The sequence below is a fragment of the Pseudomonas sp. SWRI111 genome (assembly GCF_014268555.1).
In the GTDB taxonomy this organism is placed as follows: domain Bacteria; phylum Pseudomonadota; class Gammaproteobacteria; order Pseudomonadales; family Pseudomonadaceae; genus Aquipseudomonas; species Aquipseudomonas hamedanensis.
In genome coordinates this window covers 163,068-189,561 of the sequence record NZ_JABWQQ010000005.1, presented here as the reverse complement: position 1 = coordinate 189,561, position 26,494 = coordinate 163,068, and the positions used below count along the sequence as shown (strand labels likewise).

At 62.3% G+C, this 26,494-nt stretch carries 25 protein-coding genes; 17 read left to right on the top strand and 8 right to left on the bottom strand.

Translation table 11 applies throughout. The features are described 5' to 3' along the window. The first annotated feature begins 7 nt into the window (after nucleotides 1-7). The gene (locus HU755_RS09070; protein ID WP_186552284.1) at nucleotides 8-1,042 is read left to right on the top strand and encodes a type IV pilus twitching motility protein PilT; all 1,035 of its coding nucleotides are present in this window, start codon (nucleotides 8-10) and stop codon (nucleotides 1,040-1,042) included. Nucleotides 1,043-1,165: 123 nt separating this feature from the next. Here HU755_RS09070 and HU755_RS09065 read toward each other — a convergent pair whose 3' ends face one another. Next, nucleotides 1,166-1,783, bottom strand: a complete 618-nt coding sequence (locus HU755_RS09065) for a C40 family peptidase (protein ID WP_186552285.1) — start codon at nucleotides 1,781-1,783, stop codon at nucleotides 1,166-1,168. A gap of 248 nt (nucleotides 1,784-2,031) precedes the next feature. On the opposite strand from HU755_RS09065, the gene HU755_RS09060 reads away from it, so the two are divergent. Beyond that, a complete protein-coding gene (locus tag HU755_RS09060) occupies nucleotides 2,032-2,466 on the top strand; it encodes a TM2 domain-containing protein (protein ID WP_186620221.1) in 435 nt (144 codons plus the stop codon). Between the two features lie 151 nt (nucleotides 2,467-2,617). Here the strand turns inward: HU755_RS09060 and HU755_RS09055 are convergent, their stop codons facing one another. The 7 genes from HU755_RS09055 to gshB all read right to left on the bottom strand — a co-directional run bounded on the left by HU755_RS09055 (nucleotide 2,618) and on the right by gshB (nucleotide 8,665). Further along, nucleotides 2,618-3,889 carry a dihydroorotase gene (locus HU755_RS09055; RefSeq protein WP_186631720.1) on the bottom strand — a complete coding sequence of 424 codons (1,272 nt, stop codon included), beginning with the start codon at nucleotides 3,887-3,889 and terminating at the stop codon, nucleotides 2,618-2,620. Beyond that, nucleotides 3,886-4,890, bottom strand: coding sequence for an aspartate carbamoyltransferase catalytic subunit (locus HU755_RS09050; RefSeq protein ID WP_016772736.1), 1,005 nt, complete (start codon nucleotides 4,888-4,890; stop codon nucleotides 3,886-3,888). Before HU755_RS09050 ends, HU755_RS09055 begins: the two co-directional genes overlap by 4 nt. 27 nt (nucleotides 4,891-4,917) lie before the next feature. Beyond that, on the bottom strand, nucleotides 4,918-5,424 hold the full coding sequence (gene pyrR / locus HU755_RS09045) for a bifunctional pyr operon transcriptional regulator/uracil phosphoribosyltransferase PyrR (protein ID WP_186552288.1): 507 nt from the start codon (nucleotides 5,422-5,424) through the stop codon (nucleotides 4,918-4,920). An 81-nt stretch (nucleotides 5,425-5,505) separates the two neighbouring features. Further along, nucleotides 5,506-5,943 (bottom strand): Holliday junction resolvase RuvX, encoded by a 438-nt coding sequence (ruvX, locus tag HU755_RS09040; RefSeq protein ID WP_041476809.1) that lies wholly within the window; start codon nucleotides 5,941-5,943, stop codon nucleotides 5,506-5,508. Next, nucleotides 5,943-6,515: a YqgE/AlgH family protein gene (locus HU755_RS09035; protein WP_186552289.1), complete on the bottom strand. Its 573-nt coding sequence runs from the start codon at nucleotides 6,513-6,515 to the stop codon at nucleotides 5,943-5,945. Before HU755_RS09035 ends, ruvX begins: the two co-directional genes overlap by 1 nt. Before the next feature lie 171 nt (nucleotides 6,516-6,686). Then, nucleotides 6,687-7,586, bottom strand: a complete 900-nt coding sequence (locus HU755_RS09030) for an energy transducer TonB (RefSeq protein ID WP_186631717.1) — start codon at nucleotides 7,584-7,586, stop codon at nucleotides 6,687-6,689. 107 nt (nucleotides 7,587-7,693) lie between these two features. Beyond that, complete coding sequence (gene gshB / locus HU755_RS09025) at nucleotides 7,694-8,665, bottom strand: glutathione synthase (RefSeq protein WP_186552291.1); 972 nt, start codon at nucleotides 8,663-8,665, stop codon at nucleotides 7,694-7,696. Between the two features lie 225 nt (nucleotides 8,666-8,890). On the opposite strand from gshB, the gene pilG reads away from it, so the two are divergent. From pilG to madL, 15 genes are all read left to right on the top strand, one after another. Continuing rightward, nucleotides 8,891-9,295, top strand: a complete 405-nt coding sequence (gene pilG, locus HU755_RS09020; RefSeq protein WP_016772743.1) for a twitching motility response regulator PilG — start codon at nucleotides 8,891-8,893, stop codon at nucleotides 9,293-9,295. Between the two features lie 60 nt (nucleotides 9,296-9,355). Further along, nucleotides 9,356-9,721, top strand: a complete 366-nt coding sequence (pilH, locus tag HU755_RS09015; RefSeq protein WP_039757553.1) for a twitching motility response regulator PilH — start codon at nucleotides 9,356-9,358, stop codon at nucleotides 9,719-9,721. 10 nt (nucleotides 9,722-9,731) lie between these two features. After that, a complete protein-coding gene (locus HU755_RS09010) occupies nucleotides 9,732-10,271 on the top strand; it encodes a chemotaxis protein CheW (RefSeq protein WP_186631714.1) in 540 nt (179 codons plus the stop codon). A 211-nt stretch (nucleotides 10,272-10,482) separates the two neighbouring features. Continuing rightward, nucleotides 10,483-12,531 carry a methyl-accepting chemotaxis protein gene (locus tag HU755_RS09005; protein WP_186552294.1) on the top strand — a complete coding sequence of 683 codons (2,049 nt, stop codon included), beginning with the start codon at nucleotides 10,483-10,485 and terminating at the stop codon, nucleotides 12,529-12,531. A gap of 11 nt (nucleotides 12,532-12,542) precedes the next feature. Beyond that, nucleotides 12,543-18,464, top strand: a complete 5,922-nt coding sequence (locus HU755_RS09000) for an Hpt domain-containing protein (RefSeq protein WP_186631709.1) — start codon at nucleotides 12,543-12,545, stop codon at nucleotides 18,462-18,464. Continuing rightward, a complete protein-coding gene (locus tag HU755_RS08995) occupies nucleotides 18,457-18,927 on the top strand; it encodes a chemotaxis protein CheW (protein WP_186631706.1) in 471 nt (156 codons plus the stop codon). Before HU755_RS09000 ends, HU755_RS08995 begins: the two co-directional genes overlap by 8 nt. Before the next feature lie 533 nt (nucleotides 18,928-19,460). Continuing rightward, entirely contained in the window at nucleotides 19,461-19,826 is a 366-nt protein-coding gene (locus HU755_RS08990) for a DUF6124 family protein (protein WP_186631703.1), read from the top strand. 198 nt (nucleotides 19,827-20,024) lie between these two features. Then, nucleotides 20,025-21,695 carry a malonate decarboxylase subunit alpha gene (gene mdcA, locus HU755_RS08985; RefSeq protein ID WP_186631700.1) on the top strand — a complete coding sequence of 557 codons (1,671 nt, stop codon included), beginning with the start codon at nucleotides 20,025-20,027 and terminating at the stop codon, nucleotides 21,693-21,695. After that, nucleotides 21,695-22,555, top strand: coding sequence for a triphosphoribosyl-dephospho-CoA synthase (locus HU755_RS08980; protein ID WP_186631697.1), 861 nt, complete (start codon nucleotides 21,695-21,697; stop codon nucleotides 22,553-22,555). Before mdcA ends, HU755_RS08980 begins: the two co-directional genes overlap by 1 nt. After that, a complete protein-coding gene (locus HU755_RS08975; protein WP_056786420.1) occupies nucleotides 22,555-22,854 on the top strand; it encodes a malonate decarboxylase subunit delta in 300 nt (99 codons plus the stop codon). The genes HU755_RS08980 and HU755_RS08975 overlap by 1 nt, the downstream gene beginning before the upstream one ends. Further along, nucleotides 22,847-23,698 (top strand): biotin-independent malonate decarboxylase subunit beta, encoded by an 852-nt coding sequence (locus HU755_RS08970; RefSeq protein WP_186631694.1) that lies wholly within the window; start codon nucleotides 22,847-22,849, stop codon nucleotides 23,696-23,698. Before HU755_RS08975 ends, HU755_RS08970 begins: the two co-directional genes overlap by 8 nt. Continuing rightward, a complete protein-coding gene (gene mdcE / locus HU755_RS08965) occupies nucleotides 23,695-24,480 on the top strand; it encodes a biotin-independent malonate decarboxylase subunit gamma (protein WP_186631691.1) in 786 nt (261 codons plus the stop codon). Before HU755_RS08970 ends, mdcE begins: the two co-directional genes overlap by 4 nt. Further along, nucleotides 24,474-25,094 carry a malonate decarboxylase holo-ACP synthase gene (locus tag HU755_RS08960; RefSeq protein WP_186631688.1) on the top strand — a complete coding sequence of 207 codons (621 nt, stop codon included), beginning with the start codon at nucleotides 24,474-24,476 and terminating at the stop codon, nucleotides 25,092-25,094. Before mdcE ends, HU755_RS08960 begins: the two co-directional genes overlap by 7 nt. Beyond that, the gene (mdcH, locus tag HU755_RS08955; protein ID WP_186631685.1) at nucleotides 25,091-26,011 is read left to right on the top strand and encodes a malonate decarboxylase subunit epsilon; all 921 of its coding nucleotides are present in this window, start codon (nucleotides 25,091-25,093) and stop codon (nucleotides 26,009-26,011) included. The genes HU755_RS08960 and mdcH overlap by 4 nt, the downstream gene beginning before the upstream one ends. 65 nt (nucleotides 26,012-26,076) lie before the next feature. Beyond that, nucleotides 26,077-26,493 (top strand): malonate transporter subunit MadL, encoded by a 417-nt coding sequence (gene madL, locus HU755_RS08950; RefSeq protein WP_186631682.1) that lies wholly within the window; start codon nucleotides 26,077-26,079, stop codon nucleotides 26,491-26,493. Nucleotide 26,494 lies beyond the last annotated feature (1 nt).

Here is a 26,494-nt window from a genome sequence, read left to right as displayed (position 1 = left end):
GGACGCTATGGATATCACTGAACTGCTGGCCTTCAGCGCCAAACAGGGCGCTTCCGACCTGCACCTGTCGGCCGGTCTGCCGCCGATGATCCGTGTCGATGGCGATGTGCGGCGGATCAATCTGCCAGCGCTGGACCACAAGCAAGTACACGAATTGATCTACGACATCATGAACGACACCCAGCGGGTCGACTTCGAGAAAAATCTGGAAACCGATTTTTCCTTCGATGTGCCCGGTGTCGCGCGGTTTCGGGTCAACGCGTTCAACCAGAACCGTGGCGCTGGCGCGGTGTTCCGCACCATTCCGTCGAAAGTGCTGAGCATGGAAGACCTCGGCATGGGCGATGTTTTCCGCAAGATCACCGATGCGCCGCGCGGGCTGGTGCTGGTGACCGGGCCGACCGGCTCCGGCAAATCGACTACGTTGGCGGCAATGATCGATTACCTGAACACCCATCGGCATCACCACATTCTGACCATTGAAGATCCGATCGAATTTGTTCATGAGTCGCGCAAATGCCTGATCAATCAGCGCGAAGTTCATCGCGATACCCGCAGTTTCGCCACGGCGCTTCGTTCGGCGCTACGTGAGGATCCGGACGTGATTCTGGTGGGCGAGATGCGCGATCTGGAAACCATTCGCCTGGCGCTGACCGCCGCTGAGACCGGGCATCTGGTGTTCGGCACGTTGCACACGACCTCGGCGGCCAAGACCATCGACCGCGTGGTCGACGTGTTTCCCGGGGACGAGAAGTCGATGGTCCGCTCGATGCTCTCGGAGTCATTGCTGGCGGTGGTGTCGCAGACGCTGATCAAGAAGATCGGCGGCGGGCGGGTGGCGGCGCACGAAATCATGCTCGGCACGTCGGCGATCCGCAATCTGATCCGCGAAGACAAGGTGGCGCAGATGTATTCGGCGATTCAGACCGGCGGGTCGTTGGGCATGCAGACACTGGACATGTGCCTGAAGGATCTGGTGACCAAGGGCTTGATCAGTCGCGAGCACGCGCGGGAAAAGGCGCGTACCCCGGATAATTTCTGAGGAGATAACTCGGACCTGTGGCGAGGGAGCTTGCTCCCGCTGGGCTGCGCAGCGGGCCCACAAGCTTGTGAGCGCTGCGCACTCAAGCGGGAGCAAGCTCCCTCGCCACAGTTTGATCGCGTGTTAGCGCTGGACTACGCGCAACTGCTGTTGCTCTTTCGGCAACACCCGTTTGGCCACGACGTAGTGCTTCTGCCAGTACGGTTTGTTCAGCGTGTCGATGCTTACCGCTTTGCCACGGCGAGGGGCGTGGATGAAGCGGTCGTTGCCCAGGTAGATGGCAACGTGATTGACCCGACGGCTCTTGATGTTGAAGAAAATCAGGTCGCCCGGCTTCAGATCCTTGCGTTCGACTTTCTCGCCGTGACCGCTGGCCATGGCATTGGAGGTGCGTGGCAGGTCGAAGGTGGCGTCGTTGAACGCGTATTTCACCAGGCCGCTGCAATCAAAGCCTTTACTTGGGCTGCTGCCGCCCCAACGATAAGGTGTACCGAGAACGTTCACCGCACGGCTCAGCACGTTACTGCTTTCCTTGCTCGCCATCGGTGGCACCAGCTTGCTGTGGCTCTTGCTGCTCAGCGTGGTGGTTTTGCTCTTGCTGCTTTTGCTCGAAGGAGCCGAAGCATGGGATTTAGGGGTGAAGCCGTTGACGTTGGGAAGACGTTGCTCACGATTGGTGGCGTGGGCGGCCAGTGGCATTAATAGGCAAATAGTTAGCCATGTCTTGAAAAATGGTCGCATTAGGCGTGGCTCTTGAGTGGTAGCGCGCAACTTTATAACAGCTTTTTTTGCCGCTCCGAGGCCGTTCATCGATTCATTCGGCCTGCTACGGAACCAAAAAAGCGCAAAAAGTACGCAATTGTCCGACAGAAGTCAGGTTCTACAAGGGTTTCGCGCTAGCAACGGTAACATTTGCCATACGTCGGGCACCTGTAAAAAAGTCACAAAGAAATGAAGAATATTTATCTATCGAGTGCAATGAGGTCTTAATGAACAGCTATCAGCTACCCCGTGTGCAGGAAAAAGACACCCACAGCAAAGTCATCGGCTATCTGCTGTGGATTTTCGGCTTCACCGGCGCGCACCGCTTTTATTACGGCAAGCCGGTGACCGGGACGATCTGGTTTTTCACCTTCGGTTTGCTGGGGATTGGCTGGCTGATCGACGTGTTTCTGATCCCGGCGATGGATCGCGAAGCAGACCTGCGCTTTACCGCCGGGCCGATCGAGTACAACGTCGCGTGGATCCTGCTGACCTTCCTCGGTGTGTTCGGCGTGCACCGGATGTATCAGGGCAAATGGATCAGCGGTTTGCTGTATCTGCTGACGGGCGGGTTGTTCTTTTTGGGCGTGCTGTATGACTTCTGGACGTTGAACGATCAGGTGTCGGTGCGTAACGCGCAGAATCGCGGCGCCTTCCAATAAGTTGTGGCGAGGGGATTTATCCCCGTTGGGCCGCGAAGCGGTCCTGAATTTGAGAACGCGGTGGATATGATCCACCGCGCGCGATGGCTTCGCGACTGCTTCGCAGCCGAACGGGGATAAATCCCCTCGCCACAAGTTCCTCAGCAGCAGGTTAGGCCTGGTGGGTGATCCGCCCATCCACCAGCGTATAGCGCACCACCCCCGGCAGACTGTGGCCGATGAATGGGCAGTTCTCGCCCTTCGACAGCCACTGCTCACCCGCCACCGTCGAAGCCTTCGGATCGAACAACACGATATCCGCCGCACCGCCCACTGCCAGTTTGCCCGCCGGCAAGCGCAGCGCTTGCGCCGGGCCTGCACTAAGACGCGCCAGCAGCGTCGGCAGATCGAGCAAACCATCCTCCACCAGCGTCATCGCCAGTGGCAGCAACAGTTCAACACTGCTGATGCCCGGCTCGGTCGCGCCGAACGGTGCCAGTTTGGCGTCGCGCTCGTGGGGCTGGTGATGGCTGGAGATCGCCGAAACCACGCCGGACTTGACCGCCTCGCGCAGGCCATCGCGGTCAGCGCGGGTACGCAGCGGCGGTTGCACGTGATAGAGGCTGTTGAAGTCGATCAGCGCTTCGTCAGTCAGGATCAACTGATACAGCGCGACATCGGCGGTGACTTTCAGGCCACGGGCCTGCGCCTGGGCGATCAACGCCACGCCGCGAGCGCTGGTCAGCTGGCTGAAGTGCGCACGCACGCCGGTTTGCTCGACCAGCAGCAGATCGCGAGCGAGCGCCACGGTTTCGGCGGTTTCAGGGATGCCCGGCAGGCCGAGGAAACTGGCAACGGCGCCTTCATGGGCCAGACCGCCCTCGGCCAAATCGTGATCCTGCGAGTTGAAAATCACCGTCAGATCGAAGGTCGCCGCGTATTCCAGCGCCCGGCACAGGGTGCGGCTGTTGCGGAAACTCTCCAGACCGTTGCCGAACGCCACACAACCGGCGTCACGCAAGGCCACCAGTTCGGCCAGTTGCTCTCCGTCGAGACCTTTGCTCAGCGCGCCAATCGGAAACACCTTGGTGTTGCCGGCTTCGCGGGCGCGGTCGAGGATCAGCTCAGCCACGGCCGAGGTGTCGAGCACCGGTTTGGTCTTCGGCGGGCAGCACAGGCTGGTCACGCCACCGGCAGCGGCGGCGCGGGTCTCGCTGACGATCGAGCCTTTACGGCTATAGCCCGGCTCGCGCAGGGCAACGTTGAGGTCGACCAGGCCAGGCGCGGCGACCAAGCCTTTGGCATCGATGGTTTCTACTGCGCTGAAACCGGCCGGCGCGGCGCCAAGGGCGACGATCTTGCAGGCTTCAACGTGGATGTCGGTGATTTGATCCAGGCCGCTGCTTGGATCGATGACGCGTGCGCCGAGGATGCTGAGCTTCACTGGGCGTTCTCCTGCTCGAATTGACGTTGCGCAGTCTGCCCGCTCATGGCCATGGACAGCACGGCCATACGAATCGCGATGCCGTAGGTCACCTGATTGAGGATCACCGAGTGCGGACCGTCGGCCACCGCCGACTCGATCTCCACGCCGCGGTTGATCGGCCCCGGGTGCATGACGATGCAATCCGGTTTGGCCCCGGCCAGACGCGCGGTGGTCAGGCCGAACAGGCGATAGAACTCGCCCTCGCTCGGCAGCAGGCCGCCGGTCATGCGCTCCCGTTGCAGGCGCAGCATGATCACCACATCGACGTCTTTCAGGCCTTCGGCCATGTCGGTGTAGACCTTGACGCCGTATTGCTCGATGCCGATCGGCAGCAGGGTTTTCGGCGCGATTACGCGGATGTCCGGGCAACCGAGGGTTTTCAGCGCAAGCATGTTCGAGCGCGCCACCCGCGAATGCAGGATGTCGCCAACGATGGCCACCGAGAGATTTTCGAATCCGCCCTTGTGCCGACGGATGGTGAGCATGTCGAGCATGCCTTGCGTCGGGTGCGCATGACGGCCATCGCCGCCGTTGATGATCGCCACTTGCGGGCAGACGTGCTCGGCGATGAAGTGCGCAGCGCCGGAATCGCCGTGGCGCACAACGAACATGTCGGCGGCCATGGCTTCAAGGTTGCGCAAGGTATCGAGCAACGTTTCGCCCTTGCTTGCCGACGATGTCGACACGTTCAGGGTGATCACGTCCGCCGACAGCCGTTGGGCTGCCAGTTCAAACGTGGTGCGGGTGCGCGTGGAGTTTTCGAAGAACACGTTACACACGGTCTTGCCGCGCAGCAACGGGACTTTTTTCACCGCCCGGGCACCGACTTCGAGGAACGAGTCGGCAGTGTCGAGGATTTCCGTCAGCAACTCGCGGCGCAGGCCATCGAGTGAGAGGAAGTGGCGCAGCTGGCCCTGATCATTGAGCTGCAGCGGGCGCTTGGTATCTAGAGGCGTCATCGCGAGGGGGACTCTCAATAGGGCGGATTAAAGGGTGACGTCTTGCAGTTCAAGCGTCAGCGGCTCGGGGCCGGACAGCTTGACCCGCTGGTTGGCGGCCAGTGTCAGGGTGGCGCCGACCACGTTCGGGCGGATCGGCAGCTCACCGGCGTCCAGGTCCAGCAGGCAGACCAGGGTGACGCTGGCGGGGCGGCCGTAATCGAACAGTTCGTTCATGGCGGCGCGGATGGTCCGACCGCTCATCAGCACGTCGTCGATCAGCACCAGATGCTGGCCTTCGATCTCGAAGGGCAGGGCAGACGGGCGCACTTGCGGGTGCAGGCCGTTCTGGCTGAAGTCGTCGCGGTAGAAGGACACATCCAGCGTGCCCAGTGGCGCATCGCTGGCCAGCTCCTTGAGCAGCGCCTGCGCGACCCAGATGCCGCCAGTGCGGATGCCGATGTAACGCGGTTCGCTGATGTCACGCTGGGCAAGGTGCGCCTTGAGGCGGGTCGCCATCTGGCTGATCAGATCGGCGGGATTGGGCAGGCTCATGGTTGCTCCTTCGTGAATCCGGGCCGCGTCCTGCCGGACAAGGCTCGGTTTATAACCAAAAGAAAAGCGCCGAAGCGCTTGTCAGGATTCAAACAATGCAGTGTTTTCATCGAGCCAGCCCTGCAACAGCAGAGCGGCGGCGATGGCGTCCACCGGGTTGTCGCGGTAACTGCCTTTCTGCCCGCCACGCACCAGCCGCTCGCCTTTGGCTTCAAAGGTGGTCAGGCGTTCGTCGTGAGTATAGAAGGGCAGGTTGTAGCGGCCGTTGAGACGTCGGGCGAACTTCTCGGCGCGTACGCACATGTCGCTGGGCGTGCCGTCCATGTTCAGCGGCAGGCCGACCACCACGGCGTCGGGCTTCCATTCTTTTATCAGCGCTTCGACCTGATCCCAGTTCGGCACGCCGTTCTGCGCTTTCAAGGTGCACAGCTCGCGGGCCTGGCCGGTAATGACCTGGCCGACCGCGACGCCGATCTGTTTGGTGCCATAGTCGAAGCCGAGAATCAGGCGCAGGGCCATCAGGCGTGACCTGCCTGGCTGGTCAACAGATTGAGGTCGACCCCCAAATGCCGCGCCGCCGCTTCCAGGCGCAACTCGCTGCTGGTATTGAAGAGGATGTCGGCGTTATACGGACAGGTCAGCCAGGCGTTATCGGCCAGTTCGGCTTCCAGTTGCCCGGCTTCCCAGCCAGCGTAGCCGAGGGTGATCAGGCTTTTCGACGGGCCGACGCCATCAGCGATGGCGAACAGCACGTCCTGCGACGTGGACAGGGCCAGATCGCCTTCCAGCTGCGCGGTGGCCTGGAAGATCTGGCCGGCGGGATGCAGGACAAAGCCGCGATCGGTCTGCACCGGCCCGCCGATGAAGATCGGCACATGCTCGCACAGGGCCGGCGGCTCGATGTCCGGGCGCAGTTGTTCGAGGATGTCGGCCAGACTCAACTCTTGCGGCCTGTTCACCACCAACCCCATCGCGCCATTGGCCGTGTGCTCGACGATGTAGGTCAAGGTGTGGGCAAAATTCGGGTCGGCCATGTGTGGCATGGCGATCAGGAAGTGATGCTTGAGGTAGCTGGGGCTGACGTTTTTCATGTGCGCTAGTGTGGCGTTCGAGGGGCGAACTGACAAGCTGGAGATGTAAGCAACACACCGATCAACTGTAGGAGTGAGCCTGCTCGCGATAGCGGAGTGTCAGTCAAATATTCAGGTTCTGGCACACCGCTATCGCGAGCAGGCTCACTCCTACAAGGGATTTGCGGTGTGTCAGTTGCTGGACAGCTTGTCGCCCCGGGCAAATTTCCAGGTGCGGATGATTTCCAGGCGGTCGATATCCGACAGATCCCCGGTAAACGGTGCAAACGGCGCGGCCAGGCGGACGATGCGCTGCGCGGCCTGATCGAGCAGCGGCTGGCCGGAGGATTCGAGCACCAGCACTTCATACAGCGAACCGTCGCGGTTGATCGAGACCATCAGACGCAAATTGCCGTAGATCTGTTTGCGCCGTGCTTCTTCGGGATAATTGAGGTTGCCGATGCGCTCGACCTTCTTGCGCCAGTCGTCCTTGTACCAGGCGCCTTTGTCGCGCATGGTCGAAGCGGCGCTCAAGCGGTGGATGCGCGGGCGTTTGGCGTACAGCTGTTGTTCCTTGGCCAGTTCCGCTTCGAGGCTGGCGATGTCGCTGGACAGCTGTGAGCTGTCGAACGTCGGCGCGTCGACTGTCGGTTTGACTTCGGTTTTGCTTTCTTCTTTTTTGGTCGGCGCCTTTTTCGGTTTCGGCGCGACGGTGGTCACCGCTGCCTTGGGCGCAGCTTCCTGCACTTCTGGCTTGGCGGCCGGCGGCGGGGTGACCTTCTTGACTTGGTTGTCCTGGAACGGCGCGACTTCGGTGGTCTTGGGAATCGCCTTCTTGTCCAGCGTGCCGCTGCCTTCCTGATTTTCCTGGGCGAGGAAATCAGCCTTCTCAGGTTTCTTCTCGGCCTTGAAAGTGGCCAGGGTGATTTCCAGGGTTTTGCTGATCTGCTGCGGCTCGACCAGGGTGAAGCCGACACCCAGCAGCAGCGCCAAATGAATCAGCGCCGCGAGAAACAGGGTAAAACCGAGGCGATCGGCCGGGCGCACGCCACGATGGGCGAGTTCAGCGGGCAGATCGGACGGGAGGGTCATGACAAAAAAACCAACATCGCGTTTTTCAGAGGCTGCGCATGATAACGCAATGTTGGTTTCGCGCCTTGGGCTTCACGCTTCAAGCGACAGACTGCATGTGACGTGCATCAAGCTTGTGGCTTTTTGCCGGCCGCTTGCAGCTTTTTATCGATGGCATCCATCAGCATGCCGCCGATATCAGTGCCAAACGCATTGTCGATTTCGCGGATGCAGGTCGGGCTGGTGACGTTGATTTCGGTCAGGTGTTCGCCAATCACGTCGAGGCCGACGAACAGCAGGCCTTTCTCGCGTAGGGTCGGGCCGACCTGGGCGGCGATCCAGCGATCCTTGTCGCTCAACGGACGCGCTTCGCCACGGCCGCCGGCAGCGAGGTTGCCACGGGTTTCGCCCTGGGCGGGAATGCGCGCCAGGCAGTAATCCACCGGCTCGCCGTCGATCATCAGGATGCGTTTGTCGCCGTCCTTGATCGCCGGCAGGTAGGCCTGGCCCATGATCTGCTGGCCGCCGAGTGCGGTCAGGGTTTCCAGGATCACTGACAGGTTCGGGTCGCCGGCACGATGGCGGAAAATCGAAGTGCCGCCCATGCCGTCGAGCGGCTTGAGGATCACGTCACCGTGTTTCGCCGCAAATTCGCGCAACACGTCGGCGCGGCGGCTGACCACGGTCGGTGGCGTGCACTGCGGGAACAGCGTGGCGAACAGCTTTTCATTGCAGTCGCGCAGGCTCTGTGGCTTGTTGACCACCAGCACGCCGGCGGCTTCGGCCTGCTCCAGCAGATAAGTGGAGTAGACGAATTCCATGTCGAACGGCGGATCCTTGCGCATCAGGATCACGTCCAGGTCGCTCAGCAGCTGGTCCTGCTCGGCGTCCAGTTCGAACCATTTTTCCGGATTGGCGAACACTTTCAGCGGCTTCATCCGCGCCCGTGCCTGGCCTTCGCCCTGATACAGGTCGCGCTGCTCCATATAGAACAATTCCCAGCCACGCTTCTGCGCGGCCAGCAGCATGGCCAGCGAGCTATCCTTTTTATAGGAGATGCTGGCGATAGGGTCCATGACAATCCCGACGCGAACGCTCATTGGGTTTTCCTCGAAATTTGGCTACCGGATCGGTATTGAAAAAGTGCCGCCAGAGTGGCGCCGGGCGTGTTTCGGGTCAAGGAAAAACCCGTCGATAGATTGCATCTGGAGACTGTGCTAAAAAGGCTGGCAGAGCGCGCCGCCCCTTGGCTATCAAGGGTTTGGGGCCAAAATTCACAGCAAAACGGACAATTTGATTCGCAAAGGCGACGGTAGAACCCTCTTATGGAACAGCAGTCCAGCGCCTTGAAGGTCATGGTGATCGACGACTCGAAAACGATTCGCCGCACCGCCGAAACATTGTTGAAGAATGTCGGTTGCGAAGTGATCACCGCCATCGACGGTTTCGATGCGCTGGCGAAGATCGCCGACCACCATCCGGGGATCATCTTTGTCGACATCATGATGCCGCGTCTGGATGGCTATCAGACCTGCGCCTTGATCAAGAACAACAGCGCCTTCAAGGCCACGCCGGTGATCATGCTGTCCTCCAGGGACGGGCTGTTCGACAAGGCCAAGGGGCGGATTGTCGGTTCTGATCAATTTTTGACCAAGCCGTTCAGCAAAGAAGAACTGCTCAATGCGATCCAGGCCCATGTTCCGGGCTTCGCCGCTGTTTTGCCGCAGTAAGACACGCACAGTGACGCTCGGCCAGCGGGCCGGCAGTCGACCAGAAAAATGGGGAAGACCATGGCACGTATCCTGATCGTCGATGATTCGCCGACTGAAATGTACAAACTGACCGGCATGCTCGAAAAGCACGGCCATGAAGTACTCAAGGCCGAGAACGGCGCCGATGGCGTGGCCCTGGCCCGTCAGGAAAAACCCGACGCGGTGCTGATGGACATCGTCATGCCCGGCCTCAACGGTTTTCAGGCGACCCGTCAGCTGACCAAGGACGCCGACACCGCACACATCCCGGTGATCATCATCACCACCAAGGATCAGGAAACCGACAAGGTCTGGGGCACCCGTCAGGGCGCCAAGGACTATCTGACCAAACCGGTCGACGAAGACACCCTGATCAAGACCCTCAACAACGTGCTCAAAGGCTGATCGCGCGATCATGAGCGAATCGCTGACCGCGTTCGAACTGCTCTGGCAGATCGACCAGCGCTGCCGCTTGCTGGCGGCGGACCTGCCGTCGCAAGCGGCACGCCAGGATCGCTGGAGCGGCATCGGCTTTCGCCTGGGCGAGCATTGGTATGTGGCGCCGATGGGCGAAGTCAGCGAAGTGCTGCACGAGCCGCGCTTCACCCAGTTGCCCGGGGTCAAACCGTGGGTCAAGGGTGTGGCTAATCTGCGCGGGCGGCTGCTGCCGATCATGGACCTGTGCGGGTTCTTCGGCCACGAGCTGTCGCCACTGCGTAAACAACGGCGGGTATTGGTGGTGGAACATGGGGATGTGTTTGCCGGGCTGATGGTCGACGAGGTCATTGGCTTGCAGCATTTCGAGCAGGGCAGTTTCGAGCCGCTGTCGATCAGCAAGCGCCAGGGTTCGAAGGCCGAGTTCGTCAAAGGCTATTTCCGCCGCGAACAGAACTGGCGGGTGTTCAGCCTGTTTGCACTGGCCAGGTCCCCGGTGTTCATGGGTGTTGCGATATAGCAGGAACAACTGAACCCATGTGGACGCGGGCCATGTGGCGAGGGGATTTATCCCCGTTGGGTCGCGCAGCGGCCCCAAAATCTGCAACGCCTGACGACTGTCAGCGCATGCGATATTTTTGCGACTGCTTCGCAGCCGAACGGGGATAAATCCCCTCGCCACAAAGCCCGCTCCCACATTTGAAGGTGGCAGGTTTCATAGGCGAGGACCGATGACAACAGCAAAAACAGGCAAGTCGGCAGAAGGATCGCGCAGTCGCGCGCAGATCATCGTGCTGTTTATCGCACTGATCGTGTTCATCATGCTGCTGTTCGCCAACTTCGCCTACCTCAACACCCAGGCGAACTACGACAAGCAGTACATCGGCCACGCCGGTGAGCTGCGCGTGCTTTCGCAACGCATCGCCAAAAACGCCACCGAAGCGGCGGCAGGCAAGGCGGCAGCATTCAAATTGCTCAGCGATGCGCGCAACGATTTTGCCCAGCGCTGGGGTTACTTGAAAAAAGGCGACCCGAATACCGGGCTGCCGCCGGCACCGGCTGCCGTGCGCCCGGAAATGCGTGCGGTGCAACTGGACTGGGAACGCCTGCTGAAAAACACTGATGCGATCCTCACCAGCGAGCAGACCGTGCTGTCGCTGCACCAGGTCGCCGCGACCCTGGCCGAAACCGTGCCGCAATTGCAGATCGAATACGAAAAGGTCGTGGAAATTCTGCTCCAGCGCGGCGCTCCGGCGGGCCAGGTGGCGATGGCCCAGCGTCAATCGCTGCTGGCCGAGCGCATCCTCGGCGCGGTCAACACCGTGCTGGCCGGCGACGAAAACTCCCAGCAGGCCGCCGACGCGTTTGGTCGCGACGCCACCCGTTTCGGTCAGGTGCTCAATGGCATGTTGCAGGGCAACCCGGCGCTGAAAATCAGCCAGGTCGAAGACCGCGACGCCCGTGCGCGTTTGAGCGAAATCTCCGAACTGTTCCAGTTCGTCTCCGGCTCCGTGGATGAAATCCTCGAAACCTCGCCGGAGTTGTTCAAGGTGCGCGAGTCGGCCACCAACATTTTCAGCCTGTCGCAAACCCTGCTCGACGAAGCCTCGCACCTGGCCACTGGTTTTGAGAACCTCGCCAGCGGGCGCAACACCGACACCATCGGTGGCTACGTGCTGGGCTTGCTGGCGCTGGCCTCGATCATCCTCATTGGGCTGGTGATGGTTCGCGAAACCAACCGCCAGTTGCGCGAGACCGCCGAGAAAAACGAGCGCAACCAGAACGCAATCATGCGCCTGCTCGACGAGATCGAAGACCTCGCCGACGGCGACCTCACCGTCACCGCTTCGGTGACCGAAGACTTCACCGGCACCATCGCCGACTCGATCAACTATTCCGTCGACCAGTTGCGTGATCTGGTCGCGACCATCAACCTCACCGCCGGCCAGGTCGCCGCTGCCGTGCAGGAAACCCAGGCCACCGCCATGCACCTGGCGCAGGCTTCGGAGCAACAGGCCCAGCAGATTTCCGAAGCCTCGACGGCGATCAGCGACATGGCCGAGTCCATCGATCAGGTCTCGGCCAACGCCGCCGAATCGTCGGCGGTGGCCGAGCGTTCCGTGGAAATTGCCAACAAGGGCAACGAGGTGGTGCACAACACCATCCACGGCATGGACAACATTCGCGAACAGATTCAGGACACCGCCAAGCGCATCAAGCGCCTTGGCGAGTCGTCCCAGGAAATCGGCGACATCGTCAGCCTGATCGATGACATTGCCGACCAGACCAACATCCTCGCCCTCAACGCGGCGATTCAGGCGTCGATGGCCGGCGATGCCGGGCGCGGGTTTGCCGTGGTTGCCGACGAAGTCCAGCGTCTGGCTGAACGATCCTCCGCCGCCACCCGGCAGATCGAAACACTGGTGCGGGCGATTCAGGCCGACACCAACGAAGCGGTGATTTCCATGGAGCAGACCACCACCGAAGTGGTGCGCGGCGCGCGACTGGCGCAGGATGCCGGTGTGGCCCTGGAAGAAATCGAAGGCGTTTCGAAAACCCTGGCGGCGCTGATCCAGAGCATTTCCAACGCGGCCCAGCAGCAGACGTCTTCGGCCGGGCAGATCTCGCTGACGATGAACGTGATCCAGCAGATCACCTCGCAGACCTCGTCGGGCTCCACGGCCACCGCTGAGAGCATCGGCAATCTGGCAAAAATGGCCAGTCAGTTGCGTCGCTCGGTATCCGGTTTCACCCTGCCGGCGACGACAGACAAAGCGTGAGTGGAGTGGTTATGGGGGATCGGCACGACTATGTGGCCCTGGAATGGGTCAAGGGCGAAATTGCCGAAACGCTGAGGCTGGCGCATCAGGCGATCGAAGCCGTGCTTGACGATCCGCAGGCCTTTCCCGGGCTGGACGAATGCCTGGCGTACGTTCATCAGGTGCACGGCAGTCTGCAAATGGTCGAATTCTACGGCGCCGCGTTGCTTGCCGAAGAAATGGAGCAACTGGTCGAGGCCTTGCAGCAAGAACGCGTGCTGCACCGCGACGAAGCCCTGCACCTGTTGCTGCAAGCCATGGGGCAACTGCCGACGTATCTCGATCGCGTGCAAAATGCCCGCCGCGACCTGCCGCTGGTGGTGTTACCGCTGATCAATGACCTGCGCAGCGCTCGCGGCGAAAGCCTGCTCTCGGAGACCAGTCTGTTCAGCCCGCAGTTGCCCGAACCGGCACCGCTGAGCGCAGAGGCGCTGGCCCTGCTCGAACCGCCAGAGCTGGCCAATGTGCTGCGCAAACTGCGGCAGATGCTGCAGATGGCTCTGGTCGGTCTGATGCGCGAACAGGATGATCAGACTCACCTCGATTACCTGAGTAAAGTCTTCACCCGCCTTGAAACGCTGAGCGGCGATTCGCCCTTGAGTCCGCTGTGGCACGTCGCCTCGGCGCTGGTCGAGGGCATGCGCGAAGGCGCCATCGGCAACAGCCCGGCGCTGCGCAGTCTGTTCAAGGACGCCGACAAAGAACTTAAGCGCCTGCTCGAACAAGGCATGGCCGGACTCAACCAGCCGCCCCCGCCAGAACTGCTCAAAAGCCTGCTGTTCTATATTGCCAAAGCCGAACATCCCACCGGGCAGATGCTGACCATGAAAGATCGCTACTCCCTGGACGACGCGTTGCCTGACAGCGCGATGGTCGATGAAGAACGCGCGCGCCTCGCCGGCCCCGATCGCGATGCCATGCGCTCGGTGCTGGCCGCGCTTTGCGAAGAGCTGGTGCGGGTCAAGGAGCGCCTCGACCTGTTCGTGCGCAGCGACCGCCAGCACGCCTCGGATCTGGACAGTCTGCTCGCACCGCTGCGGCAGATCGCCGACACCCTCGCGGTGCTGGGTTTCGGCCAGCCGCGCAAAGTCATCATCGACCAACTGGCGGTAGTGCTCAGCCTCGCTCAGGGCCAGCGCGAACCGAATGACGCGATCCTCATGGACGTTGCCGGGGCCTTGCTCTACGTCGAAGCGACGCTGGCCGGCATGGTCGGCACAGTGGAAACGCAAAGCGCCGACGACGCGCGCCTGCCGACCACCGACCTGACACAGATCCACCAGATCGTGATCAAGGAAGCGCGCATTTGCCTGCAACAGGCCAAGGACCTGATCGTCGACTACATCGACGCCGATTGGGACCGCCAGCATCTGCAACCACTGCCCGACCTGCTGACCCAGGTGCGCGGGGCGCTGGCGATGATTCCGCTGACGCGTGCGGCGAGTCTGGTTGAAGCCTGCAATGGTTTTATCCGCGAGCATCTGATGCTCGATGCCCACGAGCCGGGTTGGGAACAACTCGATCACTTGGCCGATGTGATCAGCAGCCTCGAGTATTACCTCGAACGCCTGAGCGATGACCCACAGGCACCCGCCGAGCATCTGCTCGATGTCGCCCGGAACGGCCTTGCCAGCCTCGGCTTCTTTCCACGCGAGCAGCCCGGCGAGGCTCAGGTGCCGGTGCTCGACGAGGTGCTTAGCCCCAGCGAAGCGCGGGTCATGCAGGATCTGCAAACGCTCGATGACCCCGAAGTCGTGCAGTCGCTGGCCGAAGTGCTGGCCAGTCCGCTGTCGGCGCTCAATCCGCCGGCACGCACGACCCCCGGCAGCCTGATGCCGCCGCCGGCCGACGAAGAACCGGTCGATGATGAGCTGCGCGAGGTGTTCCTCGAAGAGACCGACGAGGTCCTCGAAGTCCTCCACGAATACCTGCCGCGCTGGACCGCCAACCCGCAGGACCGCGCCGCGCTGACTGAACTGCGCCGCGCCTTCCACACCTTGAAGGGCAGCGGGCGTATGGTCCGCGCGTTGGTCCTCGGCGAACTGGCCTGGGCCGTGGAAAACCTGCTCAACCGCGTGCTGGAGCAAAGCGTCGAACCCGGCGCAGTGCTGCGCGAGTTGCTCGACGACACAGTGTTACTGCTGCCCGAGCTGATCAGCGAATTCGCCACCCATCGACAGCGTCAGCGCAGCGACGTCGACCAGATCGCCGCCCGCGCCCATGCGCTGGCCAAGGGCGATGAGCCGCTGGCCGCCGAAGACACCGATGACGTCGCCGCGCTTGATCCGTTGTTGCTGGAGATCTTCCGCAACGAAGCCGAAACCCACCTCGCCAGCCTCAACCGTTTCCTCGATCAGGCTGCCGAGCACGTGCCGTTGCAGGCCAGCGATGAGCTGCAACGCGCGCTGCACACGCTCAAGGGCAGCGCCTCGATGGCCGGTGTGTTGCCGATGGCTGAACTCGCCGCGTCGCTGGATCAACTGGCCCGGGAATTCAAGGCGCACCAGTTGCCGCTAGACCTTGATGAAGTGGAGTTGCTGCTTGAAGCCGAAGGCCTGTTTCGCGTCGGCCTGCGTCAGCTCAAGCACGATCCGCTGGCGCCGATTGTCGGCGCGCAATCGCTGATCAAGCGCACCGATGCGCTGCTTGCCGAGCGTCTGCAAGCGAACCTCGAGGCTCCCGACACCGGCTTGCGCGTCAAACGTGATCCGCAACTGATCAACAACTTCCTCGCCCAGGGCATGGACATCCTGCTCGACGCCGAAAGCCTGTTGCAGCGCTGGCAGCAACACCCCGGCGAGCGCCAGGAACTCAGCGCCTTGCTCGATGAACTGACCACCCTGGGCGAGGGCGCGCATCTCGCCGATCTGTCGCCGGTCGACGGCTTGTGCGAAGCCTTGCTCGACCTCTATGGCGCGGTGGAAGAAAGCAGCCTGGCGGTCAGCGAGCGGTTTTTTCACGAGGCGCAACTGGCCCATGAAGCGCTGATCAACATGCTTGACGAACTCGCCGCCGGCCAGGAAATCACCGCGCAACCGGCGCGGATCCATGCCTTGCAGGATCTGCTCGATGAAGGTCTTGATCCCTCGGCCATGGGCCTGATTCGCAGCGATGGCAGTCGCACGCTGAGCATTCACGAACTGGGCAGTGCCACCGCGCAATTGCAGCAGTCATCTGACGCTGCGGACGCAGACGACGAGATCGTCGAGATCTTTATCGAAGAGGCCGTCGATATTCTCGACAGCGCCAGTCAGGCGTTGGGGCGCTGGCTCAGCGACACGGATAACACTGCGCCGCTGTCCTCGTTGCAGCGCGATTTTCACACCCTCAAGGGCGGCGCGCGGATGGCCGAGGTCGAGGCCATCGGCGATCTGGCTCAAGAGTTGGAAAGCCTTTACGAAGGCCTGGCGGACCGACGCTATAGCCACAGCGAAGCCCTTGGCCGCTTGTTGCAGCAGAGCCATGCGCGTCTGGCGCTGCTGGTTGAGCAGTTGCAAAACCACCAGCCGCCGAACCCGGCGCAGGACCTGATTGAAGCCCTTCGTGAGCTGCGCCAGGGCCAGACCGTCGGCGCTACAGCGCCCGCGCCAGCCGATCATGACAGCGCCGGGCACGATCCGGAGTTGCTGGAGATTTTCCTCGAAGAAGGCTTCGACATCATCGAAAGCTCCGGCGCCGCGCTGCTGCGCTGGCAGGCCGAGCCAGGCAATCGTCAGGAAGTGGAAACCCTGCTGCGCGATCTGCACACCCTCAAGGGCGGTGCGCGGATGGTCGAGATCGGCCCGATCGGCGACCTTGCCCATGAACTGGAATTTCTTTACGAGAGCCTCTCCACCGGTGCGTTGCAGCCCTCGGCAGAATTGTTTGCACTGGTGCAGCGTGGGCATGACCGACTGGCGCAAATGCTCGATGGCGTGCGTGCCGGCCAGCCTTGTCCGCCAGCCGATCGGCTGATTAGCGCGATCCAGAATTTCAGCCATCCAGCGCAGGTCGAAGCGCCGCCGGCACCGACACCAGCCTTGACCTCTGCGCCCAAGCCCGAAGCTACGCCGCCGACCGCCGATGCCGGCGCGGACATGGTCAAGGTGTCCTCCGAGCTGCTCGATGAGCTGGTCAATCTGGCCGGGGAAACCTCGATCTTTCGCGGGCGAATCGAACAGCAAGTCAACGATGCGCAGATTGCCCTCAACGAGATGGAAACCACCATCGAGCGCATGCGCGATCAGTTGCGCCGCCTCGACACCGAAACCCAGGGGCGGATTCTCAGCCGTCAGCAAGTCGACGGCGAACGCCTCGGTTACGAAGAGTTCGACCCGCTGGAAATGGACCGCCATTCGCAGTTGCAGCAACTGTCGCGGGCGTTGTTCGAATCTGCTTCGGATTTGCTCGACCTCAAGGAAACCCTCGATCGGCGCAACCACGACGCCGAGAACCTGTTGCAGCAACAGGGGCGGATCAACACCGAATTGCAGGAAGGCCTGATGCGCACGCGCATGGTGCCGTTCGAACGCATGGTGCCGCGCCTTAAACGCATCGTCCGTCAGGTCGCCGAAGAACTGGGCAAGGACGTCGCGTTTGTTGTCGGCAATGCCGATGGCGAGATGGACCGTAACGTCCTCGAACGCATGGCCGCGCCGCTGGAGCACATGCTGCGCAACGCCGTCGATCACGGCCTCGAATCCGCTGAAGTGCGGCTGGCGGCGGGCAAACCGGCGCAAGGGCAAATTACCCTCGACCTGTCCCGCGAGGGCGGCGACATCGTGTTCGACATCCGCGACGACGGCGCCGGGGTGCCGCTGGAAGCCGTGCGGCGCAAGGCGATCAAGCGCGGCTTGCTGGCGCCCGACGCCGACATCAGTGACCGCGATGTGCTGCAATTTATCCTCCAGCCGGGCTTCTCCACGGCGGAAAAGATCACCCAGATTTCCGGGCGCGGCGTCGGCATGGACGTGGTCCATGAAGAGGTGCGCCAGCTCGGCGGCAGCATGAGCATCGATTCGGTGCCGGGGCAGGGCGTGCACTTCCGCATTCGCCTGCCATTCACCGTGTCGGTCAACCGCGCGCTGATGGTGCAGTGCGGCGAGGACCAATATGCGATTCCGCTGAACACCATCGAGGGCATCGTGCGCGTGTTGCCGAATGATCTGGAAGGGCATTTCCGTCACGATCCGCCACGCTACCAATACGGCGGCCAGCGCTATGAGCTGTGCTACCTGGGCGAGCTGTTGAAAACCGCGCCACGGCCAAAGCTGCTCGGGCTGAATCAGCCATTGCCGGTGCTGCTGGTGCATTACAACGACCGTCACATTGCGGTGCTGGTGGACGCAATGGCCGGCACTCGCGAAATCGTGGTCAAGAGCCTCGGCCCGCAGTTTGCGGCGGTGCAGGGCGTGACCGGGGCGACGATACTCGGCGACGGTCGGGTGGTGCTGATTCTTGACCTGCTAGCGCCGATCCGTGCGATGCAGGCGCGGCTGGCGCAGGAACCGGCGCGCGGGGAGATCGACAGCGAACCGCACAAACCGCTGCTGATCATGGTCGTCGATGACTCGGTGACGGTGCGCAAGGTCACCAGCCGCTTGCTCGAACGCCACGGCATGAACGTGCTGACCGCCAAGGACGGTGTCGATGCGATGCTGCTGCTCGAAGAGCACATGCCGGACCTGATGCTGCTCGACATCGAAATGCCGCGCATGGACGGTTTCGAAGTCGCCACTCAGGTGCGCAACGACGAACGCTTGCAACACCTGCCGATCATCATGATTACCTCGCGCACCGGGCAGAAACACCGCGACCGCGCCATGGCCATCGGCGTCAACGATTACCTTGGCAAGCCGTATCAGGAATCGGTGCTGCTGGAGAGCATCGCCCAGTGGAGCAAGAAACATGCATGAGCACCGGCATAACCCGCGCACCAGCCAACTCACCGGGCTGCTGCTGCCGCTGGCCGATCGCAACCTGATCCTGCCCAACGTCGCCATCGCCGAGCTGATCGACTACCAGGCCAGCGCCTTCGACCTCGACACGCCGCCGTGGTACCTGGGTCGGGTGACCTGGCGTGAGCGGCAGATTCCGTTGATCAGTTTCGAGTCTGCGTGCGGGCAGAAAATCGTTATTGGCGAACGGGCGCGGATCGTGATTCTGAATGCCTTGGGCGGTTTGCCGGAGCTGAAATTCATTGCGCTGCTGGTGCAGGGGATTCCTCGGTCTTACAAGCTGGATAGCCAATTGAGTTACGTTGATGTGCCGTTGTGTGGGCTGGAGCAAGCGGCGGTGCAGGTGGGGGATCAGGTGGCGAAAGTGCCGGATTTGTTGGCGCTGGAGCGGTTGTTGGTGGAGGCTGGCCTGGCCCACTGATCCGGATTTTGTGGTGTTCTGGCGGGCCTCTTCGCGAGCAAGCCCGCTCCCACAGTGGATCGATGTCGTGCACAAAATCTGCATCCACTGAAGATCCCATGTGGGAGCGGGCTTGCTCGCGAATGCGCCCGCCGCAGCGCCAAATCCCTACAGGTAAATCCACAACACCGGCCGCGCCATAAACACATGCCGGTAGATGTGTTTAAAGACACCCAGTGTTACGCCCCTCCAGCCTACAAATCCTTGCGCCGCTGCCTACGCCTGCGCCAGAATCCGCCGGCTTGTGCGCCCAGGGCTTGCTGCGTAACGTGGATCGGGTCACTGATTCCCAGTGATCGGGTTTAGCAGCCCGTGGTTAATCTAAGGTTGCACGAGCACCGTCAGTCAGGCTTTACGCCTGCGTTTGATGGCGGCTGTGCGCAGGGCGCTTCGGCGCGCCGGCTTCCTTAGGTTCCCCGGTCTGCTAACCTGCGTTCAGCTGCCACCCCTTCTTTTAGCAGAGATGCGGTTGCGGCTTTATCCGGAACCTGAAGATGAAAAAACCATCGCCCAATCCGCCGGCCACAGACCCGGCATCTCCCTACGAATCCCCCGACTCAAAGAAATTCCACGAAGCCGCCGAGCGCGCCCTCGACCATTACCTCGGCCCGCCCAGCGCTGACTTCATGGCCCCGCCGTACACCCCCAACACGCTGTACATGGCCAACCCCGACGCCGACACCGAATCACTGCTGGCCGATGCCTGTGAAACCCTCGGTTCGGCAACGGTGATGCTGCATAACCATGCTGCCTCGCTTGAAGGTTCGCAGCGCAAGACGTTGCAGGGCATCGCGCAGATTGTGATGGTGGCGGAGATGGCGGTGAATCGGGTGCTGGACAAATTGGTGCCCGCTGACTGAGAGGTGGTGAGCCCACCGACGCCATCGCGAGCAGGCTCACTCCTACAGGGGAACGCATTCCAACTGTAGGAGTGAGCCTGCTCGCGATAGCTATTCCGAACGTTACGCTCAGCGTAATGATTCACCACCCAGCTTGATTGATGCCCGCCCCGCACACGCCTAACTTGGCTCCACGACAGCGAACCCCGTGGAGTGAGCATGACAACAACAATTTCCCCCGACTCGCGCTGGACGCGGCGGCGTGATGACAAGCAGCGTCGCCTGGACAAGGTGCGCGGGCTGGCCGATGGCGCGGTGTTGCCGACCGACAAGATCGTCGCCGCGCTCGAAGCGCTGATCCATCCCGGCGACCGCGTGGTGCTGGAGGGCAACAATCAAAAGCAGGCGGATTTCCTCTCGCGCTCGCTGGCCAAGGCTGACCCGACCAAACTCCACAACCTGCATATGATCATGCCCAGCGTCGGCCGCTCCGAGCACCTTGATCTGTTCGAACGCGGCATCGCCCGCAAGCTCGATTTCTCCTTCGCCGGTACCCAGAGCCTGCGCATCAGCCAGTTGCTGGAAGACGGCTTGCTGGAAGTCGGCGCGATCCACACCTACATCGAACTCTATGCGCGGCTGGTGGTGGATCTGATCCCCAACGTCGTGCTGTCGGCCGGGTTCATGGCCGACCGCGCCGGCAATATCTACACCGGCCCGAGCACCGAAGACACCCCGGCGCTGATCGAGCCGGCCGCGTTCAGCGATGGCATCGTCATCGTCCAGGTCAACCAATTGGTCGACGACGTCAGCGAATTGCCCCGCGTGGACATACCCGCCTCATGGGTCGATTTCGTCGTGGTGGCCGACAAGCCGTTCTACATCGAACCGCTGTTCACCCGCGACCCACGGCACATCAAGCCTGTGCACGTGTTGATGGCGATGATGGCGATTCGCGGGATCTACGAAAAGCACAACGTGCAGTCGCTCAACCACGGCATCGGTTTCAACACCGCCGCCATCGAACTGATCCTGCCGACCTACGGCGAATCCCTCGGTTTGAAGGGCAAGATCTGCCGCAACTGGACGCTCAATCCGCACCCGACGCTGATACCGGCGATCGAGAGCGGCTGGGTCGAAAGTGTGCATTGCTTCGGCACCGAGCTGGGCATGGAAAACTACATTGCTGCACGCCCGGATGTGTTCTTCACCGGGCGCGACGGCTCGCTGCGTTCCAACCGCATGGTCTGCCAGCTCGCCGGGCAATACGCGGTGGACCTGTTTATCGGCGCGACGCTGCAAGTCGACGGCGACGGCCACTCTTCAACCGTAACCCGTGGCCGCCTCGCCGGTTTCGGTGGCGCGCCGAACATGGGCCACGACCCGCGTGGCCGCCGTCACGGCACCCCGGCGTGGCTGGACATGCGCCACGGCGATGCGCCGCAACCGATGCTCGAGCGCGGCAAGAAACTTGTGGTGCAAATGGTCGAGACCTTTCAGGAGGGGGGCAAACCGACCTTCGTCGAAACCCTCGATGCCGTGGAAGTGGCGAAGAAAAGCGGCATGCCGCTGGCGCCGATCATGATCTACGGCGACGACGTCACCCACTTGCTCACCGAAGAAGGCATCGCCTATCTGTACAAGGCGCGCTCGCTGGAGGAACGCCAGGCGATGATCGCAGCGGTCGCTGGCGTTACCGCCATCGGCCTGCGCCACAACCCGAAAGACACCGAACGCATGCGCCGCGAAGGCCTGATCGCCTTGCCCGAAGACCTCGGCATCCGCCGCACCGACGCCACGCGCGAGTTGCTCGCGGCGAAAAGCGTGGCCGATCTGGTCGAGTGGTCCGGCGGCCTGTACAACCCGCCCGCCAAATTCAGGAGCTGGTAATGCACGCACTCAACCTGCAAGCGAAACCGCTGTCGCTGGCCGAGCGTCTGGCCGATCTGGCGGTGGATGCGCTGATCGACGAAGCCGATTTGTCGCCGAAACCGGCACTGGTTGATCGTCGCGGCAACGGCGCACACACAGATCTGCACCTGGGCCTGATGCACGCCTCGGCGTTGGCGTTGTGGCCGGCGTTCAAGGAAATGGCTGAAGCAGCGGTCGAAATCGGCGAAGTCGGTTTGCCGCTGCGCGAAGCCATTGGCCGCATCGGTCGCGAGGGCGAGCAAGCCATGCTCGCCACCACCAACGGCGTCAACACCCATCGCGGCGCGATCTGGGCGTTGGGATTGCTGGTAACGGCAGCAGCCTTGCAACCGAAATCCGCTATCGCGCTTTGTGCAGCACGCTTGGCACTGCTCGACGACCGCTATGCACCGAAACCGTTAAGCCACGGTGCACAAGTCGCCCAGCGCTACGGCGCACGCGGTGCCCGCGAAGAAGCGCAACTGGGCTTCCCGTCCGTGCTGCAACGCGGCCTGCCGCAACTGCACAAAAGCCGCGCCAACGGCCATGGCGAACAGAACGCCCGGCTCGACGCCTTGCTCGCGATCATGACCGAGCTGGCCGACACCTGCGTGCTCTACCGCGCCGGCGAACCCGGCCTGCACGCCATGCAACGCGGCGCGCAAGCAGTGCTCGATGCCGGCGGCAGCGCCACGCTCAGCGGCCGCCGTCGCTTGCATGAACTCGATCAACAACTCATCGCATTGAATGCCTCGCCCGGTGGCGCCGCCGACTTGCTCGCCGCCACGCTGCTGCTCGATCGCATCGAGCGCGACGGCATTGTTCAGGGAGCGTTTTGATGGAAAGCCTATCGTTTGAATTCCCCGCCGGGCAGCCGCCACGTGGGCGTGCGCTGGTCGGTTGTGTCGGCTCGGGTGATCTGGAAGTGCTGATCGAACCGGGCCTGGCCGGCAAGCTGACGATCAACGTGCAGACTTCGGTCAACGGCGCACAGCAGCGCTGGCAGCACCTGTTTGCACGGATGTTCGACGGCACTACGCCGCCGGCAATGGCCATCGACATCCACGATTTCGGCGCGACGCCGGGGGTGGTGCGCTTGCGTCTGGAACAGGGTTTCGAGGAGATCGGCCATGACTGACAGCGCAGCGCTGCTCAACAAGCACAGCTTCGTCGAACTCGGCGCGCGGCAACGGGCGAAAGCCTTGCTCGACGCCGGGACCTTTCGCGAACTGCTCGATCCGTTTCAACGGGTGATGTCGCCATGGCTTGAACGCCAGGGCGTGGTGCCGCAAGCCGACGACGGCGTGGTGATCGCCAAGGGCAGTCTCGACGGTTTGCCGGTGGTGATCGCCGCGATTGAAGGCGCATTCCAGGGCGGCAGCCTTGGCGAAGTCGGTGGGGCGAAGATCGCCGGTGCGCTGGAACTGGCCGCCGAGGACAACCGCAACGGCATCCCGACCCGCGCGGTGTTACTGCTGGAAACCGGTGGTGTGCGTTTGCAGGAAGCCAACCTCGGGCTGGCGGCGATTGCAGATATTCATGCGGCGATTGTCGATTTGCAGCAATACCAGCCGGTGGTCGGTGTGGTCGCCGGCAGTGTCGGTTGCTTTGGCGGCATGTCGATTTCTGCGGCGCTGTGCAGTTATTTGCTGGTGACTCAGGAGGCACGCCTCGGCTTGAACGGCCCGCAAGTGATCGAGCAAGAAGCCGGGATCGAGGAATACGACTCCCGCGACCGGCCATTCATCTGGAGCCTGACCGGTGGCGAGCAGCGCTTCAACAGCAGTCTGGTGGATCGTTATGTCGGCGATGACGTGGCGCAGATTCGTCAGCAGGTCGGCGAACTGCTCCAGCAAGGCTTGCCGGCGCAGCCGCGCAGTCAACGCGCCGAATGGTTTCTGCAACGTCTGGCGAGTCTGGACACGGACAAGCAAATCGAACCTTCGGTGGTTCGCGATCTGTATCAAGGAGAGCGCTCATGAGCGGTCATTCACTGCGCGGTTTGCACTGGTTCAACGCGCTCAGGGCTGGCGCCAGTGTCGTCGAAGGTTTGCCGCCCTCATTGAAGGTGGCTGATGCTGAGCTCGGGCGATTCATCGCTGTGGTCGCAGACCCGGACAGTCGTTTTCCCCGCGCCCGGAACGGTGAGGTCGGTTTGCTCGAAGGCTGGGGTCTGGCCAAGGCTGTGGATGACGCGATCAGTGCCGACCGCGACAGCGCCCAGAAGCGCCCGATCATCGCCATCGTCGATGTACCGAGCCAGGCCTATGGTCGGCGCGAAGAGGCCCTCGGCATTCATCAGGCGCTGGCCGGCGCGGCGGACAGTTATGCCCGTGCGCGTTTGGCTGGGCACCCGGTGATTGCGCTGCTGGTGGGCAAGGCGATGTCCGGGGCGTTTCTGGCGCATGGTTATCAGGCCAATCGCATCATTGCCCTGCGCGACCCCGGTGTGATGGTGCATGCGATGGGCAAGGCCTCGGCGGCGCGGGTCACCTTGCGCAGCGTTGAAGAGCTGGAAGCGCTGGCCGCCAGCGTACCGCCCATGGCTTACGACATTGACAGCTATGCCAGCCTCGGTTTGCTTTGGGAAACCCTTTCGGTGCAGCAGATCGAACAGCCGACGGCGGAAGATCTGGCGCGGGTGAGCGAGTGCCTGAAGCAAGCGATCAGCGATGTGACGAGCGTTGATTTGAAAGGGCGCCTTGGTGCGAGCAACCGCGCAGCTTCCAGCCGTGTGCGCGAATTGCTGAGGGCGCAGTGGTGAATCTGCCACTGGCCCACGACCTGCTCTGGGGCATGACGCCTGCGCAGTTGTCGGCGGATGCGCCGCACTGGGCCGTCGAGTCGCTCGCCGCCGGGCAACCGGTGGTGGTGCGGCGGGCGTTGAGCGCTGAAGGTTTTGTCGCCGTCGGTGTGCGTGGGGTTGCGCGTGAGCAGCGACTGGCGGCGTTCATGGCGGTTGACGCGGTTACGCGGCGGGTCAGTCCTGAAGCGCTGAGTCATGTTGATTGCCAACGCGATTTGCCGGTCATGCACGCGCTGAGGCAAGTGCGACCGCTGCTCGACGATTGCGGTTGGGCCTGGGGTGTCAGCGGCAGTGCTGGATTTGAATTGGCCAGTGGTTTTGTTGCGATGCATGAGGCGAGCGATCTTGATTTGATTTTGCGTACGCCGCAGAGGATTACCCGTCATCAGGCAAGCGAACTGGCCGATTTGTTTGATCAGGCCGTGTGCCGGGTCGACATGCAATTGCAGACGCCATTCGGCGCGGTCGCCTTGCGTGAATGGGCTAGCGGCTCGGCGCGGGTGCTGCTGAAAAATGCACATCAGGCTGAGTTGGTAATTGATCCGTGGAACCCGCAGGAGCAGGCAGCGTGAGCAGTTTGCTGGTGTTTCCCGGCCAGGGCGCACAGCGCGCGGGCATGCTCCAGCGTTTGCCAGGGGAAACGCTGGCCGAGGCCAGTGATGTGCTCGGCGAGGACGTTTTGCTGCTGGATTCTGCCGAGGCGCTGCGCACAACAAGGGCGGTTCAACTGTGCCTGCTGATCGCTGGTGTTGCGGCATCGCGGCAGTTGCTTGCGGGCGGACTCAGTGTTGATTACGTCGCCGGCCTGTCCATCGGCGCATACCCCGCGGCGGTGGTGGCAGGGGCTTTGGGTTTCAGCGATGCGCTGCATCTGGTCAGCCTGCGCGGTGAACTGATGCAGCAAGCTTATCCACAGGGGTACGGCATGACCGCCATCATCGGCTTGCAGTTGTCCACCGTCGAAACGCTGCTGGCCCAGGTGCACAGCGAAGAAACACCGGTGTATCTGGCGAATATCAACGCCGATAACCAAGTGGTGATCGCCGGCAGCGACCCGGCCATGCAAACGGTAGCGGAGCTGGCGCGCAGCCGTGGCGCCGGACTGGCGAAACGTCTGGCCGTGAGCGTGCCGTCGCATTGTCCGCTGCTGGAAAAACCGGCGCAGGCCCTCGCCGAAGCCTTCGCCAGGGTCAAACTGAAAACCCCACGGATTGCCTATCTCAGTGGTAGCCGTGCTCGCCCCGTGACCAAAGTAGAAGCGCTGCGCGACGACCTCGCCTGCAACATGTGCCGCGTGGTGGATTGGCGCGGCACCGTGCAAAGCGCCTACGAGCGCGGCGTACGGTTACAGATCGAACTGCCGCCCGGCGCCGTGCTGACCGGGCTGGCGCGCCGGGTGTTCGAGCAGGGCACCGTCACTGCCTTCGACAGTGCCCGCCTCGATACCTTGCAAGCGCTGTTGCGAGAGGAGGGTGGCCGCCGACTCTAAAACCGCCGACTCAAGCTTCGAACAACAAAAACAACATTCGACGATGCACATTGAGGACTACAACAATGATTATTTACGGTGTGGCGCTGCTCGCGATCTGTACGCTGGCAGGGGTGATCATGGGTGACATGCTCGGCGTGTTGCTGGGCGTCAAATCCAACGTCGGCGGGGTCGGCATTGCCATGATCCTGCTGATCTGCGCGCGCTTGTGGATGCACAAGCGCGGCGGCATGACCAAGGACTGCGAGATGGGCGTCGGCTTCTGGGGCGCGATGTACATTCCGGTGGTAGTGGCGATGGCCGCGCAGCAGAACGTCGTCACCGCCCTGCACGGCGGCCCGGTAGCGGTGCTGGCGGCAATCGGTTCAGTGGTAGTTTGTGGCTGCACGATTGCCCTGATCAGCCGCACCCACAAGGGCGAACCGTTGCCCGACGAACCGGCGGAAATTTCCCCGGTCGGCACCCCGGCAGGAGGTCGCTGAC